Origin of the sequence: Inquilinus sp. CAU 1745, assembly GCF_039839375.1 — a bacterium.
Taxonomy (GTDB): Bacteria; Pseudomonadota; Alphaproteobacteria; order DSM-16000; family Inquilinaceae; genus JBDOQU01.
On sequence record NZ_JBDOQU010000005.1, the window covers coordinates 240,727 to 257,311 of the forward strand.

Annotated in this window: 18 protein-coding genes; 8 read left to right on the plus strand and 10 right to left on the minus strand. The window is 65.7% G+C overall.

Annotated elements, in window-relative coordinates:
* Positions 1–3: 3 nt before the first annotated feature.
* From AAFN89_RS08800 to AAFN89_RS08835, 8 genes are all read right to left on the minus strand, one after another.
* Positions 4–1,644, minus strand: coding sequence for a ribonuclease J (locus AAFN89_RS08800; RefSeq protein WP_347538097.1), 1,641 nt, complete (start codon positions 1,642–1,644; stop codon positions 4–6).
* A 253-nt stretch (positions 1,645–1,897) separates the two neighbouring features.
* Entirely contained in the window at positions 1,898–2,266 is a 369-nt protein-coding gene (locus AAFN89_RS08805) for a hypothetical protein (RefSeq protein WP_347538099.1), read from the minus strand.
* 332 nt (positions 2,267–2,598) lie between these two features.
* The gene (locus tag AAFN89_RS08810; RefSeq protein WP_347538101.1) at positions 2,599–2,814 is read right to left on the minus strand and encodes a CopG family transcriptional regulator; all 216 of its coding nucleotides are present in this window, start codon (positions 2,812–2,814) and stop codon (positions 2,599–2,601) included.
* The gene (locus AAFN89_RS08815; RefSeq protein WP_347538103.1) at positions 2,801–3,064 is read right to left on the minus strand and encodes a BrnT family toxin; all 264 of its coding nucleotides are present in this window, start codon (positions 3,062–3,064) and stop codon (positions 2,801–2,803) included. The genes AAFN89_RS08810 and AAFN89_RS08815 overlap by 14 nt, the downstream gene beginning before the upstream one ends.
* Positions 3,065–3,086: 22 nt before the next feature.
* Positions 3,087–4,754, minus strand: coding sequence for an alpha-glucosidase (locus AAFN89_RS08820; protein ID WP_347538105.1), 1,668 nt, complete (start codon positions 4,752–4,754; stop codon positions 3,087–3,089).
* Between the two features lie 32 nt (positions 4,755–4,786).
* Positions 4,787–5,665: a CDP-diacylglycerol--serine O-phosphatidyltransferase gene (pssA, locus tag AAFN89_RS08825; RefSeq protein ID WP_347538107.1), complete on the minus strand. Its 879-nt coding sequence runs from the start codon at positions 5,663–5,665 to the stop codon at positions 4,787–4,789.
* Positions 5,665–6,372: a phosphatidylserine decarboxylase gene (locus tag AAFN89_RS08830; RefSeq protein WP_347538110.1), complete on the minus strand. Its 708-nt coding sequence runs from the start codon at positions 6,370–6,372 to the stop codon at positions 5,665–5,667. The genes pssA and AAFN89_RS08830 overlap by 1 nt, the downstream gene beginning before the upstream one ends.
* Positions 6,373–6,877: 505 nt before the next feature.
* Positions 6,878–7,330, minus strand: a complete 453-nt coding sequence (locus tag AAFN89_RS08835; RefSeq protein ID WP_347538112.1) for a helix-turn-helix domain-containing protein — start codon at positions 7,328–7,330, stop codon at positions 6,878–6,880.
* A gap of 79 nt (positions 7,331–7,409) precedes the next feature.
* Here AAFN89_RS08835 and AAFN89_RS08840 point away from each other — a divergent pair, with 79 nt between their 5' ends.
* From AAFN89_RS08840 to AAFN89_RS08850, 3 genes are all read left to right on the plus strand, one after another.
* A complete protein-coding gene (locus AAFN89_RS08840; RefSeq protein ID WP_347538115.1) occupies positions 7,410–8,042 on the plus strand; it encodes a cation transporter in 633 nt (210 codons plus the stop codon).
* Positions 8,043–8,203: 161 nt separating this feature from the next.
* A complete protein-coding gene (locus AAFN89_RS08845; RefSeq protein ID WP_347538117.1) occupies positions 8,204–9,745 on the plus strand; it encodes a PAS domain S-box protein in 1,542 nt (513 codons plus the stop codon).
* Positions 9,715–10,071, plus strand: a complete 357-nt coding sequence (locus AAFN89_RS08850) for a response regulator (RefSeq protein WP_347538119.1) — start codon at positions 9,715–9,717, stop codon at positions 10,069–10,071. The genes AAFN89_RS08845 and AAFN89_RS08850 overlap by 31 nt, the downstream gene beginning before the upstream one ends.
* A 25-nt stretch (positions 10,072–10,096) precedes the next feature.
* Here AAFN89_RS08850 and AAFN89_RS08855 read toward each other — a convergent pair whose 3' ends face one another.
* Both AAFN89_RS08855 and AAFN89_RS08860 read right to left on the minus strand, forming a co-directional pair.
* Positions 10,097–10,882, minus strand: a complete 786-nt coding sequence (locus AAFN89_RS08855) for a creatininase family protein (protein ID WP_347538121.1) — start codon at positions 10,880–10,882, stop codon at positions 10,097–10,099.
* Between the two features lie 12 nt (positions 10,883–10,894).
* Positions 10,895–11,410 carry an adenine phosphoribosyltransferase gene (locus AAFN89_RS08860; RefSeq protein ID WP_347538123.1) on the minus strand — a complete coding sequence of 172 codons (516 nt, stop codon included), beginning with the start codon at positions 11,408–11,410 and terminating at the stop codon, positions 10,895–10,897.
* Between the two features lie 114 nt (positions 11,411–11,524).
* On the opposite strand from AAFN89_RS08860, the gene AAFN89_RS08865 reads away from it, so the two are divergent.
* From AAFN89_RS08865 to AAFN89_RS08885, 5 genes are all read left to right on the plus strand, one after another.
* Positions 11,525–12,664 carry an MlaE family lipid ABC transporter permease subunit gene (locus AAFN89_RS08865; protein ID WP_347538125.1) on the plus strand — a complete coding sequence of 380 codons (1,140 nt, stop codon included), beginning with the start codon at positions 11,525–11,527 and terminating at the stop codon, positions 12,662–12,664.
* Positions 12,665–12,689: 25 nt separating this feature from the next.
* Positions 12,690–13,505: an ATP-binding cassette domain-containing protein gene (locus AAFN89_RS08870; protein ID WP_347538140.1), complete on the plus strand. Its 816-nt coding sequence runs from the start codon at positions 12,690–12,692 to the stop codon at positions 13,503–13,505.
* Positions 13,505–14,470 (plus strand): MlaD family protein, encoded by a 966-nt coding sequence (locus AAFN89_RS08875; RefSeq protein ID WP_347538127.1) that lies wholly within the window; start codon positions 13,505–13,507, stop codon positions 14,468–14,470. Before AAFN89_RS08870 ends, AAFN89_RS08875 begins: the two co-directional genes overlap by 1 nt.
* Positions 14,471–14,508: 38 nt before the next feature.
* Complete coding sequence (locus AAFN89_RS08880; protein ID WP_347538129.1) at positions 14,509–15,129, plus strand: ABC-type transport auxiliary lipoprotein family protein; 621 nt, start codon at positions 14,509–14,511, stop codon at positions 15,127–15,129.
* A 128-nt stretch (positions 15,130–15,257) separates the two neighbouring features.
* On the plus strand, positions 15,258–16,370 hold the full coding sequence (locus tag AAFN89_RS08885; RefSeq protein ID WP_347538132.1) for a DUF2336 domain-containing protein: 1,113 nt from the start codon (positions 15,258–15,260) through the stop codon (positions 16,368–16,370).
* Positions 16,371–16,585: the final 215 nt, after the last annotated feature.

Here is a 16,585-nt window from a genome sequence, read left to right on the forward strand (position 1 = left end):
GCCTCACGCCCTGGCGGAAGCCGACGCCGCCCGTTCATCCGACCGGCCGCGACGGCGCGCGGCGGAGCGGCGGCGGTTGCGGGACGCCTTCTTCGGCGCCGCCTTCGTCCCGGCGACGACCGTGCCGGCATCCTCCGTCCGGCCGGCGTCGGGGGAAGGCGCGGTCTTCGGCGCCATCAGCGCCTTCGGCCAGGGCACCAGCCCCTTGTCGCTGTCGGCCAGAAGCGCCGTCTCCATGATTCCCATGGTCCCGATGCGCCCGTCGGCGATGCGCATCATCAGCCCGTCATGGGGAATCCAGGCCTGCCGCGCGCCGCTGGCGCGGGCCAGCGCGCCATGGACCTTCATCAGCTCCGGCGTGCCATGGACAGGGATGGCGATTTTGGGCCGGACCAGCGCGTACATCTCCCGCAGCTCGTCCCGCTTCGGGTGGCCGGACACATGGACCGGGGCTTCCTTGGGCGTGACGATCTCCGCGCCTCGGCGGCGCAGATGATCCTGGACCTCCGCGATCTCCTGCTCGTTGCCGGGGATTTCGCGGGCGGAGAAGATGACGGTGTCGCCGTGCTGGATGTCGAGCGTCCGGTGCGCACCATGGGCGAGACGCGACATGGCGGAGCGTTCCTCCCCCTGCGTTCCGGTGCAGACCAGCAGGATCTCCGACCGTTTCAGCCTCTTGGCGTCTTCGTCGTTGAGGAAGCCGGGCACGCCCTTCAGCAGCCCGTTGGCGCGCGCCGCTTCCTCCATCCGCCACAGCGAACGGCCCGAGAGGACGACCTTGCGCCCCGTCGCCTTCGCCGCCTGCGCGATCGATTTCAGGCGCGCGACGTTGGAGGCGAAGCAGGCGATGGCGACCATCCCCTTGCGCGACGCGATGGCGGCCCGCAGCCCGTCCCTGGCGCTGGCCTCGGATCCCGAGCGCCCCTCCGTCAGCGCGTTGGTGCTGTCGCAGACCATGGCGAGGACGCCCTTGTCGCCCAGCCGCCTCAGCGCCGCCCGGTCCGGACCGTTGCCGATCTGCGGATCGTCGTCGAACTTGAAGTCGCCGGTGTGCAGGACCGTGCCGGCCTTTGTCCGGATCGACAGCGCCATCGGCTCGGGGATCGAATGGGTCACCTCGATCGCGCCCACGGTGAAGGGGCCGATCCGGGTTTCCCCGCCGATCTCCATCTCCCGCAGCGTCACCCAGTCCAGCTTCCGGGTTTCCCGGAACCGGCCGCGCAGCAGCGTCGCCGCGAAGGGGGTGGCGTAGATGGGGCAGTCGATCCGGGGCCACAGATGATGGATCGCGCCGATATGGTCCTCGTGGGCGTGGGTCACCACCAGCCCGACCACATCCTGCAGCCGTTCCTCGATGAATTCGGGGTCGGCCATCACGGCGTTGACGCCGGGATGCAGCTTCTGGTCCACGAAGGCGACGCCGGCATCGACGATCAGCCATTTTCCGTCATGGCCGTAGAGCGTCATGTTCATGCCGATGGCCCCGCAGCCGCCCAGCGGCAGGATCAGGATCTCGTCATTCTTCGGTTTGATGGGGCTCCCGGCCGTGATGATGGCGGGGGTTTGGCGGCCCGCGCGGCCGTTCCTGGCGCGGCGAACCGTCGTTTCGGGCGCTTCATGGCGGCCCGTGATGTCTGCTTTCATTCCTGCTCTTGATTGTCGGCGCAGGCGTGTCCGGGCGCATCCCCTCGGGGGTGCGTCTCCTGGCTTCCACGGTCATGTCGCCGAGGGTGGTGCGGCACCGTTCGCGCCGCCGGATATGGGACGACTCGCGTCCCTCAATGAAACTCACAAGCGTTCATATAGGGCGGTGTTGGCCGCAATGCCAGGAAATTCGATGATTGTTCGATTTATGATTCGATGATTTGCGGCAGAAAGCACGGAAGCTACGGTTTCCTTACGCATAACTATGTAGTGGTGCTTCTTCGGGTCTGTGATGACCATGGTGCCTATTCCAGACTTTAAACAACTTCATAACTGCTGCGGCCCACTTCTTCTTTTCTGAAGTGGAAAGCGATCCATAATTGAAATAGGTGAGATTGCGGCTCTCGATTCTCTCAACCTTCTCAATGACGTTCAGGACGGTTTCGGCATCAGCTTGATATTGCTCTGGGAAATCATCTATCCGAAGGCAATGGACGCATGAATAAGCTTCTTTAATACGTTCTTTCATTGGAGCCCCACTAATGGCGAGGGCCGCGACAGCACCTTCAAGACGACTACCTAGGCTGTTATCGGTTGCCCACTCTTCCGTTGTCCGCGACATGTTTTGACCCCAATCAGTTCAACTGGCTGTTGGTAGCTGGTATAGCTTATCCCCGTCATCCCCATCTTTTTATAGAAGAAAAGAAGAAGGGCCGCCCCATGCGGAGCGGCCCTTCCCTTGTCCAACCGCGGCCCTTGGCGGACCGCGATGCGTCGCGTCACGCGGCGCGGGTCCCGATAGAGGTGGAGACCCAGGTCACGGCGACCGACGGCCGCGGCTCTCGACAATCAGACACTGGATCACCTCCTTTCCGTTGTTGACGACTAGGATTGATTATGGGGGCGAGAGGCTGCCGCCGCAAGGGATGGGCGCAGGGATGAAACCTGAGGCCGTTAATCCAGGCGCTCCGCGATCCAGAGCTTGATGAGCGCCTGTCGCGTGACGCCGAGCCGTTGTGCCTGCCGATCAAGACCGGTCACCACCCATGCGGGGAAATCCACATTGACCCGCTTCGTCGTGATATTGGGTCGGCGCGCCTTCGACCAGTCCACCTGATCGCTCATATCCTCGCCCTTGTCGAATTTTCGGTCGAAATCAACTGCCTTCATAATGCTCTATCTCCCGCTTTCTGGCGCGTCGAACTGAGATAATCCGCAGACGGTTCCTTCGCCAGGTGCAGACGGCAGACCAGTGCTTACCGTCGATCAGGCCAATCACGAGGAAACGTGGTTCGTCGTCAGTGCGAGCCGGGGCTTCCAGCAAGTCAGGATCGTCCCAAAGGGTCTGAGCCTCTTCGAAATCGATGCCGTGCTTGGCCTTGTTCGACGCGCTTTTGGCGACATCAAAATCGAACTCCATATGGATGATTATGGCCCCGAAATCATACCTTTTCTATACCTTTATCGAGAAGCGATACTGCTGACGATAAATCCCCCACCCTCCCGAAGAACGTCCCGAAGGGCGGCAGGGTCAGGCGGCCGTCCCGCAGGGTCGAGGCGATGCCGGGGGCGGGCAGGGGCGTCCAGTCGCCGGCCTCGATCGTCGTCTCGGCATTGGCGATGTTGAAGGCGCAGACCAGCCGTTCATCCTCCCGCGACCGTTCGAAGGCGAAGACCGGGTCGGTCGTCTCCAGGATCGCGATGTCGCCCGCCAGCAACGCCGGTCGGGCCTTGCGCCAGGCCAGGAAGCGGCGGCAGAAATTCAGCGGCGATTCCGCGTCCGCCTCCTGCCGGTCCACCGCCAGCGGCCGATGGTCCTCGGCAAGGGGCAGCCAGGGCGTCCCTTCGGTGAACCCGCCGGCCGGCGCGTCCGATTGCCAGGGCATCGGCGTCCGGCAGCCGTCCCGGCCCTTGAAGCGGGGCCAGAACTCGATCCCCCAGGGGTCGCGCAGATCCTCGAACGCGATGTCGGCTTCCGTCAGCCCAAGTTCCTCCCCCTGATAGAGGCAGGCCCCGCCGCGCAGGGAGAAGAGGCAGGCCATCAGCAGCTTTGCCAGCGCCCGGTCGTCGCTGGCCAAGGGCGTCAGCCGGCGCCAGCGGCTGACCGCCCGCATCACGTCATGATTGCCGAAGGCATAGGTGATCCAGCCATCCTCCAGCGCGTGCTCGGTGCGGGAGACGACGGAGGTCAGGTGCGCCCGGTCGAACGCTTCATGCGTGAACTGGAAATTGTAGCAGCTGTGCAGCGCGCCGCTGCCCTTCGTGTATTTGGCTGAGACGGCGATCGTGTCGACATCCGCGATCTCGCCCATCAGGAACCTGTCGGGATAGCGATCGACCAGGCTCCGCAGCTCCGCAAACCGCTCCATGATCTCCGGCCGGTCGCGGCTGTGGCGATGCTCTTGGTAAGTGAAGGGGTTGTCGGGCGTGCCGGCCACGTCGGACTGGCCGCCCGCCGGAAGGGGCGGGTTGTCGCGCAGCGCCTGGTCGTGGACCATGGTCGTGATGGCGTCCAGCCGCAGCCCGTCGACCCCGCGGTCCAGCCAGAACCGGACCTCGCCCATCATCGCCCTGACGACTTCCGGATTGTGCCAGTTCAGGTTCGGCTGGCTCTTGAGGAAATGGCGCAGATAGTACTGCCGCCGCCGGGATTCCCACTGCCAGGCCGGGCCGCCGAACACCGACAGCCAGTTGTTGGGCGGTGTGCCGTCCGGCTTCGGGTCCGCCCAGACATACCAGTCGGCCTTCGAATTGTCCCGGCTCACGCGGCTTTCCTCGAACCAGGCGTGCCGGTCCGACGAATGGGCCAGCACCATGTCGATGATCAGCTTCAGACCATGGTCGTGCGCCGCCTCGATCAGCCGGTCGGCGTCGGAATCCTGGCCGAACATCGGATCGACCGCCCGATAGTCGGAGACGTCGTAGCCGTAATCCTTCATCGGCGATTTGAAGAAGGGCGAAACCCACAGCGCGTCCACGCCCAGCGACGCGATATAGCCCATCTTCTCGACGATTCCGGCAAGATCGCCGATGCCGTCGCCATCGGTGTCCAGGAAGCTGCGGGGATAGACCTGATAGATGATTGCGCCGCGCCACCAGGGGGAAGTCATGGGCTTTGAATCCTCCGGTCAGTCGGAAACAATCAGCGCGGCGGGGAAGGGGAGTCGGCGGGCGGCGGGGGCTCGTCCTCGCCGTCCTCATCCTCGATCTCGTCCAGGATCGCCTCGTTCAGCGCATCGGGCTGGATCGCGCCCTTCTCCGCCGTCTCCCGCATCTGGCGCTGATAGCGCAACTGGCTGATCGGCAGGGTGCAGAGATAAAGCAGCGCCAGGATCGTCAGGGTCTGCCAGGGCGCGCTGAACAGGGCCGCGATCAGGAGGCCCAGCCCGACCATGACGAAGATCAGATGGCGTTCCGGGATGCGCACCTTCTTCAGGGAGAAGGTCGACAGGTTCGACACCATCAGCAGGCCGACCACGACCGTCCACAGGGCGACCAGCACGGGATAGCCGCTGATGCCGGGGCCGGTCTGGAAGTCGATCATCATCGGCAGCAGCGCCAGCCCGGCGCCGGCGGGGGAGGGGACGCCGGTGAAATAGGTCGCCGCCCACGCCGGCTTGTCGTCGGCTTCCTTGGCGACGTTGAAGCGGGCCAGCCGCATGGCCGCGCAGATGGCGAAGGCCAGCGTCACCAGCCAGCCCAGGCTTCCGGCGTTCTCTCCCGTCCAGAGATAAAGCAGCAGCGCCGGCGCGACGCCGAAGCAGACGAAGTCCGACAGGCTGTCCAACTGCGCGCCCAGCGGCGAGGACGCCTTCAGAAGCCGCGCCAGCCCGCCATCCATCACGTCAAGTATGGCCGCGACCAGGATCGCGATCACCGCCAGTTCCCACCGGTCCTGGATCGCGAACCTGATCGATGTCAGGCCCGACACCAGCGCGAAGATCGTCAGCAGGTTGGGCAGCAGCCGGTTGATCGACAGGCCTCTGAGCCGGGGACGACGACGGCGGCGTGGCTCCTGCATCAGCGCGCGGCCCCCAGCCTCGTCGGCTCCGCGCTCTCAAGATCGGCCAGCACGGTTTCGCCGGCGACCGTCTTCTGGCCCACGATCACCATCGGCGCCGCGCCGTCCGGCAGGTAGACGTCCAGCCGGCTGCCGAACCGGATCAGCCCGAACCGCTCCCCGGCGACGACGCTCTGGCCTTCCCGCAGCTCGTTGATGATGCGCCGGGCGACCAGCCCCGCGATCTGCACGAAGACGATGCGCTTGCCCTCCGGCAGCGTCATGGCGACCGACGACCGCTCGTTGAACTCGCTCGCCTTGTCCAGGCTGGCGTTGAAGAACTTGCCGGGCCGGTAGGAGACCTTGTCGATCACGCCATAGGCCGGAACGCGGTTCACATGCACGTCGAAGACGTTCAGGAAGACGCTGACCCGCATCAGCTCCGCGTCGCCCAGCCCCAGCTCGGCCGGCGGCACGGCGGGTTCGATCATCTGCACGGTGCCGTCGGCGGGGGAGACGATCAGGCCCGGCCGTGTCGGCGTCACCCGGTCCGGATCGCGGAAGAAATAGACGCACCACCCGGTCGCCAGCAGGCCCAGCCAGAACAGCGGCTCCCAGAAGGTGCCCAGCAGCACGGCGACCAGGAAGAAGACGGCGATGAACGGATAGCCGGCCCGGTTTATCGGGACGATCACCGTATCGAGTGCGGAAGGCTTCTTTTGCGACATGCCGGTCTTCTGAACCAAACGCCGGAGGGAATCAACGCTGGGAACTCAAACGCCCGACATGCCGCAGGGTTGCGTGGGGTCCCCCTGTTGGTCATTCCCGACCTGATCGGGAATCCATGGGCCATGGCCGCGTCACCGTTGGCGAAGAACCGGGCGCGGTCCAACCCGGCATCGACGCCACATGGATGCTGGATCAAGTCCAGCATGACATTGTTTTGTTGGCCATTCCGGACTTGATCCGGAATCCATGGGCCATGGCCGCTTCACCGGCGGCGGACTTCCGGAAGGATTCCTCACCTTGAGCCTGTCGAAAGGTGCGGGGCACACATGGTTCGACGGGCTCACCATGAGGGATAGGGGCGAGAGCTTCTCCCTTAGGTCATTCCGGACTTGATCCGGAATCCATAGGCCCTCGCCGCTTCGCTGATGGCGAAGGACCGGGTGCGACTTCGCCCGCTGCCGACACCGCATGGATGCTGGATCAAGTCCAGCATGACTTTGTTTTTTATGGGCTATTTCCGAGTTGAGACCGGCCCCGTCGCCCGCCGGCCTCGGGCGACAGCGCGCCGATGATCCCGCAGTCCGACACCGCGCCGTGCCGGCATTGGGAGATCATGCTGTCCAGCTCCGCCCCCAGCGCCTTCAGATCGGCGATCTTGCGCTTCACCTCGCCCAGATGACCGCGCGCGATCTCGTCGATCTCCGCGCAGGGGCGCTCCCGGTCGTCGGACAGGCGCAGCATCTCGCGGATATCCTCCAGCGGGAAGCCCAGATCGCGGCTGCGGCGAATGAAGCTCAGCCGGTCGCGGTGCGCCGGGCTGTAGGCGCGGTAGCCCGAACCGGTGCGCGCCGGCGCGGGCAGCAGGCCGATGCGTTCGTAATATCTGATGGTTTCGACCTTGCAGCCCGTCGCCTTCGCCAGCGCGCCGATGCTGAAGACAGCTTCCTCTCCGGCCATTGAATTTCCCCGTTGACCCTGTAGCGGCTACAGGGTCCATCCTGCCTCCAACGCTCCGGAATCGCGAGGATGTTCTGTCGTGGGAACCCATTGCTGCCATCATGTCGAGCCCCCGGCGGGGGACGCCGATCGCAATTATCGACGCGTCCTCTGGGCCGCGCTGGCGATCAACGCCGCCATGTTCGGGACGGAACTTGCGGCCGGCCTTGCCGCCGGATCGGTCGCCCTCCAGGCCGACGCGCTGGATTTCCTGGGCGACGCCGCCAACTACGCCATCAGCCTCTTCGTGCTGGGAATGTCGCTGCGCTGGCGCGCGGCGGCCGGCATGGCCAAGGGGCTGTCCATGGGCGCGTTCGGCATCTGGGTGATCGCCGCAACGGCGCACGGATTGACGTCCGGCGGCGTGCCGGAAGCCGGGATCATGGGAATTGTCGGCGTCCTAGCCTTCGCCGCCAACGTCGGCGTGGCGGTGATGCTCTTCCGCTTCCGCGGCGGCGACAGCAACCGCCGGTCGGTCTGGCTGTGCAGCCGTAACGACGCCATCGGCAATCTGGCCGTCGTCATCGCCGCGTCGGGCGTGTTCGCCACCGGCAGCGCCTGGCCCGACCTTCTGGTCGCTTCGGTCATGGCGACCCTGGCGCTGACGGCGGCCGTCCAGGTGCTGCGCCAAGCGGCGGGCGAACTGCGCGTCCGGCCGGCGGAGGCGGACTGACCTGCTATGCCTCATTTGGGAAACTTCAATGCGGCTCGGATCGGTCGTAGAGTGGGAATTCGTACGCGTGGATCGGATCGGCCTGCCAATGTTGCGCTGTCGCTGGTCGGGCTTCGGTCGATGTGAAGAAGCTCACTGCGACAGGACGCCGGATTCGCGCTATGAAAAACCGCTCGACAGAGGCGTCATCGCCGAAGCGCGGGATCGAAACCAAACCGCGCGACCCGGACATCGTGCGGCCGGCGTCGGTTCAGGCCGTCGGCATCGGCGCGTCGGCGGGCGACATCACACAAATGGCGGACGAGGCGCGCATCCTGTCGGAAGCCATCGTCGAGACGATCCGGCAGCCCTTGCTGGTTCTGGACGGGCATCTGCGCGTCCAATCGGCCAATCGCGCCTTCTATAGGCAGTTTCATGTCGGCCGGCAGGCAACCGAAGGCCGGCTTGTCTATGAACTCGGCAATGGACAGTGGGACATTCCGGCACTGCGAGGACTGCTGGACGAAGTGCTCTCGAAGAACCAGACCATCGCCGATTTCGAGGTCGAGCATGACTTTCATGATATCGGCGACCGCTGCATGCTGCTCAACGCCACGAAGCTCGTTCGTGGAGGCGGGCGCGAGATTCTGATACTGCTCGCCATCGAGGACATTACCGAGCGCAGGAAGGCCGAAGCCGCGCTTCGGCAAAGCGAGCAACGGCTGAGCAGTCGTCTCGCGGCGATCGTGGAATCTTCCGACGACGCCATCGTCAGCAAGAACCTCGAAGGCGTTATCGCCAGTTGGAACAGAGGCGCCGAGCGGCTGTTCGGCTATAAAGGCCAAGAGATCGTCGGCAAATCCATCCTCACCCTGATTCCGCCCGATCGCCATGACGAGGAAACTCATATCCTCGATCGTATTCGCCGGGGCGAACACATCGAACATTATGAGACCATCCGGCTGCGCAAGGACGGGAGCCAGATCTGGGTTTCCTTGACCATATCGCCGCTGAGGGATGCCAACGGCAAAATCGTCGGCGCGTCGAAGATCGCGCGCGACATGACCGAACGGCGGCGCGCGGACGTACATCGAAGAATCCTGATCCGCGAACTCAACCATCGCGTCAAGAATACGCTGGCGGTGATCCAGTCCATCGCCTCCCAGACCCTGGGGCACGCAGCGACAATCGAGGATGCGCGCGCGGCGTTCGAATCGCGGCTGATCAACCTGGCGAAGGCGCATGACCTGCTCACCCGCGAGAACTGGACGGGCGCGAACCTCGCCGACCTGGTTTCGGATACGGTCGAGCCGCTTTCGGGCGGGGAGGACCGCTTCCGGATCGAAGGCCCGGCGGTTCAACTCGTTCCGGCCTCTGCGCTGGCGATCTCCATGGCTCTGCATGAACTGTCCACCAACGCCGCGAAATACGGCGCGCTCTCCCGCGAGGACGGCAAGGTCGAACTTCGCTGGAAGATTGAAAGCAACGGCGAGGCCCCCCGTTTGAAGCTGCGCTGGGAGGAGAGCGGGGGACCGAAGGTCGTTGAACCGAAACGAAAAGGCTTCGGCTCCCGCCTGATCGAACGGGCGCTGGCGGCGGAACTTGGCGGCGAGGTGCGCGTTTCCTACGAACCGGCCGGTGTTGTCTGCACGATCGATGCGCCTTTGCCCGTCGGAAATTCGGGGGGGGGCGAGTGGCCGAGGGGAGAGCAGTACGGGTTCTGATCGTCGAGGATGAATTTCTGGTCGCCATGCATCTGGAGGCCCTTCTGGGCGAGATGGGATATCAGGTGATCGGACCCGCCACCCGCATCGGCGAAGCGATCGGACTTGCCCGCGAAAAGGACATCGACTTCGCGGTGCTCGATATAAATCTGGCCGGAACGAAAACCTTTCCTGTCGCCGACATCCTGCGTCAGCGCGGCGTCCCTTTCATGTTCGCCAGCGGATACGGGTCCGAAGGGCTTATCGACGGATACCGCGACGAGGGCGTGTTGCAGAAACCCTACGACATCGCGCAGATAAGGGACGCGCTGGCGCGCATTTCATAGGAATCCCCGTTCGCGACTTCGTCGATCAGGACTTCAGCGCCGACAGCGGGAAGCGCGCGATCTCCTCCAGCAGTTCGATCAGCCGGCGCGCGGCGCGGTCGACCAGCATCCGGCCGCGCTCCTCGTCTGAATCGCGAGCGTCGCCGACCGCGCCGGACGGGTTCAGATCCTGGGTCTGCCAGCCGAACGACACCGACCCCAGCGCCCGAAGATGCCGGTATTCCGCCGCCAGCGAAGCGTCGAGCGACGGGAAATCCTTCAGCCTGTCCCGCCGCACCAGTTCGGGGCGGAGATGCAGCATGACCGATGTTTCGACCGCGCCGCCATGGATGCCGTGCGCTATCTCCTCCGCCGGGAACAGCCCTTCCGCCAGATCGGCCGCGAACCAGTGGGCGGTGGCGACGAACAGCCCGCGCCGGGCGCGAAGGTCCGTCGCGGTCGATTCAAGCGCCGGCGGGTTGCCGCCATGGCTGTTGAAGAAGAGGAATTTCCGCACCCCCGCCGCGGCCGCGCTTTCCACGATCATGGCCAGCGCCGCCCCCAATATGCCGGGATGGAGGGAGAGGGTGCCCGCGAAGGCGGAATGCTCCCCGCTGCTGCCGATCGCCTGCGTCGGCAGGACAAGGGCGGGCAGGTCGTCGGCCGCCAGCGCCATGGCGCGGTCGATGATTCCGGCATTGATGTCGGCATCGACCGACAGCGGCAGATGGGGTCCATGCTGCTCGATCGCCGCGACCGGCAGCACCGCCACCGTCCGTTCCGGGTCCAGGCCGGCGAAATCCTCCGTCGTCAGATCCTGCCAGCGGCGCATGGGAGCCGGCTCCTAGCTGTCGTAGGTGATGAGCGTCTCGACCGGCACGTCCAGCCGCGACCTTCCGTTCAGGAACGAGAGTTCGATGATGCAGGCTGCGCCGCGCACGTCGGCCCCGACCTCGCGCAGCAGGTCGACCGAAGCGGCCAACGTGCCGCCGGTCGCCAGCAGATCGTCCAGCACCACCACCCTCTGCCCTTTCTTCACCGCGCCCGCCTGGATCTCGATGGCGTCCGATCCGTACTCCAGGTCGTAGGTATGGGTGACGGTCTCGCCCGGCAGCTTGCCCTTCTTGCGCGCCATCACGAACCCCAGCCCCAGCTCCAGCGCCAGGGGCGCGGCAGTCAGGAAGCCCCTGGATTCGATGCCCACCAGGATCTCCGGCTCCATCGGCTTCACCGCCTCGGCCAGCCGCCGTACCGTCTCCCGCCACGCCGCCGGGTGGGCCAGAAGGGTGGAAATGTCGTAGAAAAGGATTCCCGGTTTAGGAAAATCGGGAACGTGGCGGATGTGGGACTTCAAATCCATGGATCGGTTCCGGTGACGGCGCGTTGGAAAAAGCTGTGACAGAAATGGCCCGGAGAGCAGGTGGGAGCGTCGGTGGCGCATCGTAACGTCATAGCCGCAAATGGCAATTCGGCGATGCCGGGGGATGCGGCCACGCTGACCGTCGACCGCGCGGGCGACGGGACCGTGCTCCGCGCCGTCGGCGACTGGGACATCGGCGCGGCCGCCCGGCTTGAGGCGGAACTGGATTCCGTGCCGGCGACGGGCGGTGAGCAGGTCACGCTGGACCTTTCCGGCCTCACGGCGATCGACACCGCGGGCGCGTGGCTGCTGCACCGGGCGCGGGAAAGACTGGTGGCGGCCGGCGCTTCGGTAAGCATCGTCGACCCGCCGCCCGACCTTGCCGGGCTGATGGCGGCCGTCGATGAGGCCGCGCCCCAGCCGCCCCCCGCGCCGTCCGGGCCGGGGGAGGGGCCTGTCATCCGCTTCGTCGGCGGCGTCGGCCGGGCGACGGTCGATTTCGGGCGGGAATCGCTCGCGCTCCTGAACTTCCTCGGCATGCTGGTCATCCGGCTGGGCGGGGCCATCGCCCATCCGCGCCGCCTGCGCGCCACCAGCATCGTCCACCATATGGAGGCGACGGGGCTTGCCGCCATGCCGATCGTCGGCCTTCTGTCCTTCCTGATCGGCGTCGTGCTGGCCTATCAGGGGGCGGACCAGCTCCGCCAGTTCGGCGCGGAGATATACGTGGTGAACCTGCTGGGCATCTCCGTCCTGCGCGAACTGGGCGCGCTGATAACGGCGATCATCGTCGCCGGCCGGTCGGGCTCGGCCTTCACCGCGCAGATCGGCACGATGAAGGTGAACCAGGAAGTCGACGCGATGCGGACCCTGGGACTGGACCCCGTCGACATCCTGACCCTGCCGCGCGTCATCGCGCTGATGGTTACGCTGCCGCTCCTGGTCTTCTACGCCGACATCGTCGCCCTCTTCGGCGGCGCGGTGATGAGCTGGGCCGCGCTGGGGATCACCTTCCCGCAATTCATGGGTCAGCTACAGTCGGCGGTCGACCTGTCGCAGTTCTGGATCGGAATGGTGAAGGCCCCCGTCTTCGCCTTCACCATCGCCATGGTCGGCTGCTATCAGGGGCTGAAGGTCGGCGGCAGCGCGGAAAGCGTGGGCCGGCTGACCACCACCGCCGTCGTCCAGTCGATCTTTCTGGTGATCGTGCTGGACGCGATCTTCTCGATCATCTTCGCGACGATGGGGGTCTGAGGGCTTGACCGGAGCGACCGCCATCATGGACCGGCCGGAGACGGAGGACGAGGAGATCGTCATCCGCATCACCGGCCTGTCGACCCGCTTCGGCCCCCAGGTGATCCATGAAGGGCTGGACCTCGCGGTGCGCCGCGGGGAGGTGCTGGGCATCGTCGGCGGGTCGGGCACCGGCAAGTCCGTGCTGCTGCGGGAGATCATCGGGCTCCACAAGCCGGCATCCGGCCGGATCGAGATATTCGGCCGGGACACGGCCGAGCTGACGCCGGCGGAGCGGCGGCGGATGCAGAGCCGCTGGGGCGTGCTTTTCCAGGACGGCGCGCTCTTCTCCTCCATGACGGTGGAGGAGAACGTGATGACGCCGCTGAAGGAACATACCGACCTTCCCCGCGACCTGATTTCGGAGATCGCGCGGGTGAAGATCGCGATGGCGGGCCTGCCGCCGGTCGCGGCCGGCAAGCTGCCGTCGGAGCTGTCCGGCGGCATGCGCAAACGCGCCGGCCTCGCCCGGGCGCTTGCGCTGGACCCGGCGCTGCTTTTCCTGGACGAGCCGACGGCCGGGCTGGACCCGATCGGCGCGGCCTCGTTCGACGAGTTGATCGCCGGATTGCAACGCAGCCTTAATCTCACCGTTTGCATGGTGACGCACGATCTGGACAGCCTGTCCGCTATCTGCGACCGCATCGCCGTGCTGGTGGACCGGAGGATCATCGTGGACACGATGGAGAATCTGATGGCGCTGGATCATCCCTGGATCAGGGAATATTTCCACGGCCCCCGCGGCCGCGCCGCCGCCCGTGCCGCTGATCACGCCGCCGCCGAGCGGAAGGAGCGGAACTGATGGAGACCCGCGCCTCCTACATCACCGTCGGCAGCTTCGTCCTGGCGCTCATCGCCGGGCTCGTGCTGTTCGTCGTCTGGCTCGGCCGCATCAGCTTCGAGGAGCCGGGCGACCGCTACCTGATCTATTTCACCGGCTCCGTGACCGGCCTCCAGCAGGGCTCGACGGTCCAGGTGCGCGGCATCCCGGTCGGACAGGTGGTCGATCTTGGCTTCGATTCCACGGATATCGGCCAGATTCGCGTGATGATCGAGGTCCAGCCCGACACGCCGATCCGCCAGGACAGCGTGGCGTCGCTGGCCACCCAGGGCATCGCCGGCGTTCCCTTCGTCCAGATCACAGGCGGTTCGGCAGATGCCGCACCTCTGGTCGCCAGCGACGGGCAGGAGTACCCCGTCATCGAATCGCGGCCCTCGACGCTCCAGGCGGTGCTGGAGACCTTCCCCGCCACGATGCAGCAGTTCGCCGATGTGATGGACCGGATCAACGAGCTGATGTCGGATGAGAACCAGCAGATGATCGCCCGGACTCTCGCCAACGTTCAGGATCTGACCGCCTCACTCGCAGACAGCGTTGAGCATGCCGACGCGCTGATCGTGAACGCCGACGGGATGGTGGAGGAACTGCGCATCGACATGGCCCGCATCAGCGACGATCTGGACCGGACCCTGGCGACGGTGGAGGAGGGGGTGGCGCAGGCGTCGGCCGATTTCTCCGCCACCACGCAGGAATATCGCGAGCTGGCGCAGACCTTCGGCCATGCGGCCGAGCAGCTTGACGCCGTCATCACCGCGGCCCGGCCGGGGCTGACGGAATTTTCTCAGACCGGGCTGGTGGAATTCACCATCATGGTCGCGGAGCTGCGAAGCCTCGCCAACACGCTGGCGCGGGTCGCCGAGCGAATCGAGCGCGATCCGCGCACCTTCCTTTTCGGAACCACGAATCAGGGCGTTCCCACCCAATGAGCCAACAAATCCTCTTTCGCCGGCGATCGGTCCTCCGCATGACCGCCGCCGGACTGGCCGCGGGCGCGACCGCGGGGTGCGCCGCCATCTCCATCGTGCCGGAGCCGCCCCAGCTCTACACGCTGACGCCCAAGAGCACCTTCGACCCCGGCCTGCCGGCGGTGGACTGGCAGCTTCTGGTGGAGCCGCCGGTGGCGGCGGCGGGGCTCGATACCGTGCGGATCGCGCTCAGCCCAACGCCGACGACGGTGGATTACTACGCCTCGGTCGCCTGGACCGACCGGGCACCGGCGATGGTCCAGCGCCTGCTGGTCGAAAGCTTCGAGAATTCCGGCAAGATCGTCGGCGTCAGCCGCGACGCGATCGGCCTGCGGTCGGATTATGTGCTGAGCGGCGACCTCCGCGAATTCCAGGCGGAGGAATGGAACGGGGCCGGCACCCGCGCGCGGGTCCGCTTCAACGCCAAGCTGATCACGATGCCGGAACGCCAGATCGTCGCCAGCGAGACCTTCGAATTCGTGGAGCCGGCGACCGGCGCGGGCTTCGAAGGCGTCATCGCGGCCTTCGACCAGGCGCTGGGCAAGACGATGCGCCGGGTGGTGGAATGGACGCTGGTCCAGGGGGAACGACACAGGAATGGCGCGGCCGGCTCATCTTGAGAAACAAAAGAGATAATTGCTCTCCAACCGGGTTCGATTAATCACCCTTTAACCCCTCCGGCGTCACGCTGCATGGCGGCCCCTGACGAGGCCGTTTCCTGCTGGCGTGCCCTTAAGATTGAGGACTCATGACCGCGAGCCTTTCCCACGCCGACGTCGCAAAGCTCGTCTCCAACCCCTCGGCGGAATCCCGCGCGGAGACCGTGGCGAAGGTGGCCACCCACATCTCCACGGAAAGCCTGTCCCAGGAAGAGCGGAAGCTGGCCGAAGACATCGTCCGCGCCATGGTGCGCGACGCGTCCGCGCTGGTGCGGGAGGCGCTGTCCGCCAATCTGAAGACCGCTAAGAACCTGCCGCGGGACCTTGTCCTGACCCTCGCCAACGACATCGACAGCGTCGCCGCGCCGATTCTCGAATTCTCCGACCTCCTGTCCGTCCCCGACCTGGTCGATCTGGTCCGCAACGGGCATGAGGCCAGGCAGATCGCCATCGCACGGCGCAAGGAGGTGCCGGCGGAGCTTGCCGACGCCCTGATCGAAACCGACAACGCCCATGTCGTCGGAACGCTTGTCGGCAACAATGGCGCGACGCTGTCCGAAGCGGGACTCAACCGCATCGTCGACCGGTTCGGCGACATGCCGGCAATACAGGAACCGCTGGTCAAGCGCGACAGGCTGCCGATCGCCGTGGCCGAAAGGCTGGTCGCGCGGCTGTCCGATCATCTGCGCGACTATCTGGTCGCCCACCATGATCTGACGATCGATTCGGCCAGCGAACTGATCCTGAAGGCCCGCGAAAGAGCGACCGTCAACCTGATCGGCGAAGGCAAGGGGACGGCCGATGTGGAGAGGCTGGCCCGGCAGCTTTACGCCAACGGCCGGCTGACGCCGTCGCTGGTGCTGCGCGCGCTCTGCGCCGGAGACGTGCTGTTCTTCGAGGTCGCGATCTCGACCATGGCGAAGGTCAAGCTGCCGAACGCCCGCCGGCTGATCCACGACCCGGGCATGCTGGGGCTCCAGTCCCTGTGCTCGCGCGCCGGCCTCCCGCCCTCGCTGCAGGGCGCCATCCGGATGGCGCTCGATGTCGCGCAGCAGACCGATTTCGGCGGCGCGGACTATGACCGGGAGATCTACAGCCGCACGATGATCGAACGCATCCTCACCCAGTGCGACAGCATGCGATCGGAAGACGCCGACTACCTGCTCCGCCGCCTGGACGACCTGGCCTCCGCCCACGCCTGAACGCAATTGTCGTCATGCCGGACTTGATCCCATAGGCGCTAACCTTGATCGTAATTTCCCCTCTCCTGCTTCGCGGGAGAGGGTGAGGGTGGGGTCCAACCCGGATAGATAGGTGACAGTTTAGCCCGGCGACATGGGTGACAGGTCTCAGAGTGGTTGCAGGAGGTGCGGCCATGCCCTGGAGAGAGACCTGTGTGATGGATCAGCGGCTGAGA

What these genes read in the sequence shown, in the direction of transcription:
- AAFN89_RS08815 (WP_347538103.1), bottom strand. Translation starts at nt 3,064, where the DNA reads ATGGAGTTCGATTTTGATGTCGCCAAAAGCGCGTCGAACAAGGCCAAG.
- AAFN89_RS08860 (WP_347538123.1), bottom strand. Translation starts at nt 11,410, where the DNA reads ATGGATTTGAAGTCCCACATCCGCCACGTTCCCGATTTTCCTAAACCG.
- AAFN89_RS08880 (WP_347538129.1), top strand. Translation starts at nt 14,509, where the DNA reads ATGACCGCCGCCGGACTGGCCGCGGGCGCGACCGCGGGGTGCGCCGCC.
- AAFN89_RS08830 (WP_347538110.1), bottom strand. Translation starts at nt 6,372, where the DNA reads ATGTCGCAAAAGAAGCCTTCCGCACTCGATACGGTGATCGTCCCGATA.
- AAFN89_RS08800 (WP_347538097.1), bottom strand. Translation starts at nt 1,644, where the DNA reads ATGAAAGCAGACATCACGGGCCGCCATGAAGCGCCCGAAACGACGGTT.
- AAFN89_RS08855 (WP_347538121.1), bottom strand. Translation starts at nt 10,882, where the DNA reads ATGCGCCGCTGGCAGGATCTGACGACGGAGGATTTCGCCGGCCTGGAC.
- AAFN89_RS08865 (WP_347538125.1), top strand. Translation starts at nt 11,525, where the DNA reads ATGCCGGGGGATGCGGCCACGCTGACCGTCGACCGCGCGGGCGACGGG.
- AAFN89_RS08870 (WP_347538140.1), top strand. Translation starts at nt 12,690, where the DNA reads ATGGACCGGCCGGAGACGGAGGACGAGGAGATCGTCATCCGCATCACC.
- AAFN89_RS08810 (WP_347538101.1), bottom strand. Translation starts at nt 2,814, where the DNA reads ATGAAGGCAGTTGATTTCGACCGAAAATTCGACAAGGGCGAGGATATG.
- AAFN89_RS08885 (WP_347538132.1), top strand. Translation starts at nt 15,258, where the DNA reads ATGACCGCGAGCCTTTCCCACGCCGACGTCGCAAAGCTCGTCTCCAAC.
- AAFN89_RS08805 (WP_347538099.1), bottom strand. Translation starts at nt 2,266, where the DNA reads ATGTCGCGGACAACGGAAGAGTGGGCAACCGATAACAGCCTAGGTAGT.
- AAFN89_RS08875 (WP_347538127.1), top strand. Translation starts at nt 13,505, where the DNA reads ATGGAGACCCGCGCCTCCTACATCACCGTCGGCAGCTTCGTCCTGGCG.
- AAFN89_RS08820 (WP_347538105.1), bottom strand. Translation starts at nt 4,754, where the DNA reads ATGACTTCCCCCTGGTGGCGCGGCGCAATCATCTATCAGGTCTATCCC.
- AAFN89_RS08845 (WP_347538117.1), top strand. Translation starts at nt 8,204, where the DNA reads ATGAAAAACCGCTCGACAGAGGCGTCATCGCCGAAGCGCGGGATCGAA.
- pssA (WP_347538107.1), bottom strand. Translation starts at nt 5,665, where the DNA reads ATGCAGGAGCCACGCCGCCGTCGTCGTCCCCGGCTCAGAGGCCTGTCG.
- AAFN89_RS08835 (WP_347538112.1), bottom strand. Translation starts at nt 7,330, where the DNA reads ATGGCCGGAGAGGAAGCTGTCTTCAGCATCGGCGCGCTGGCGAAGGCG.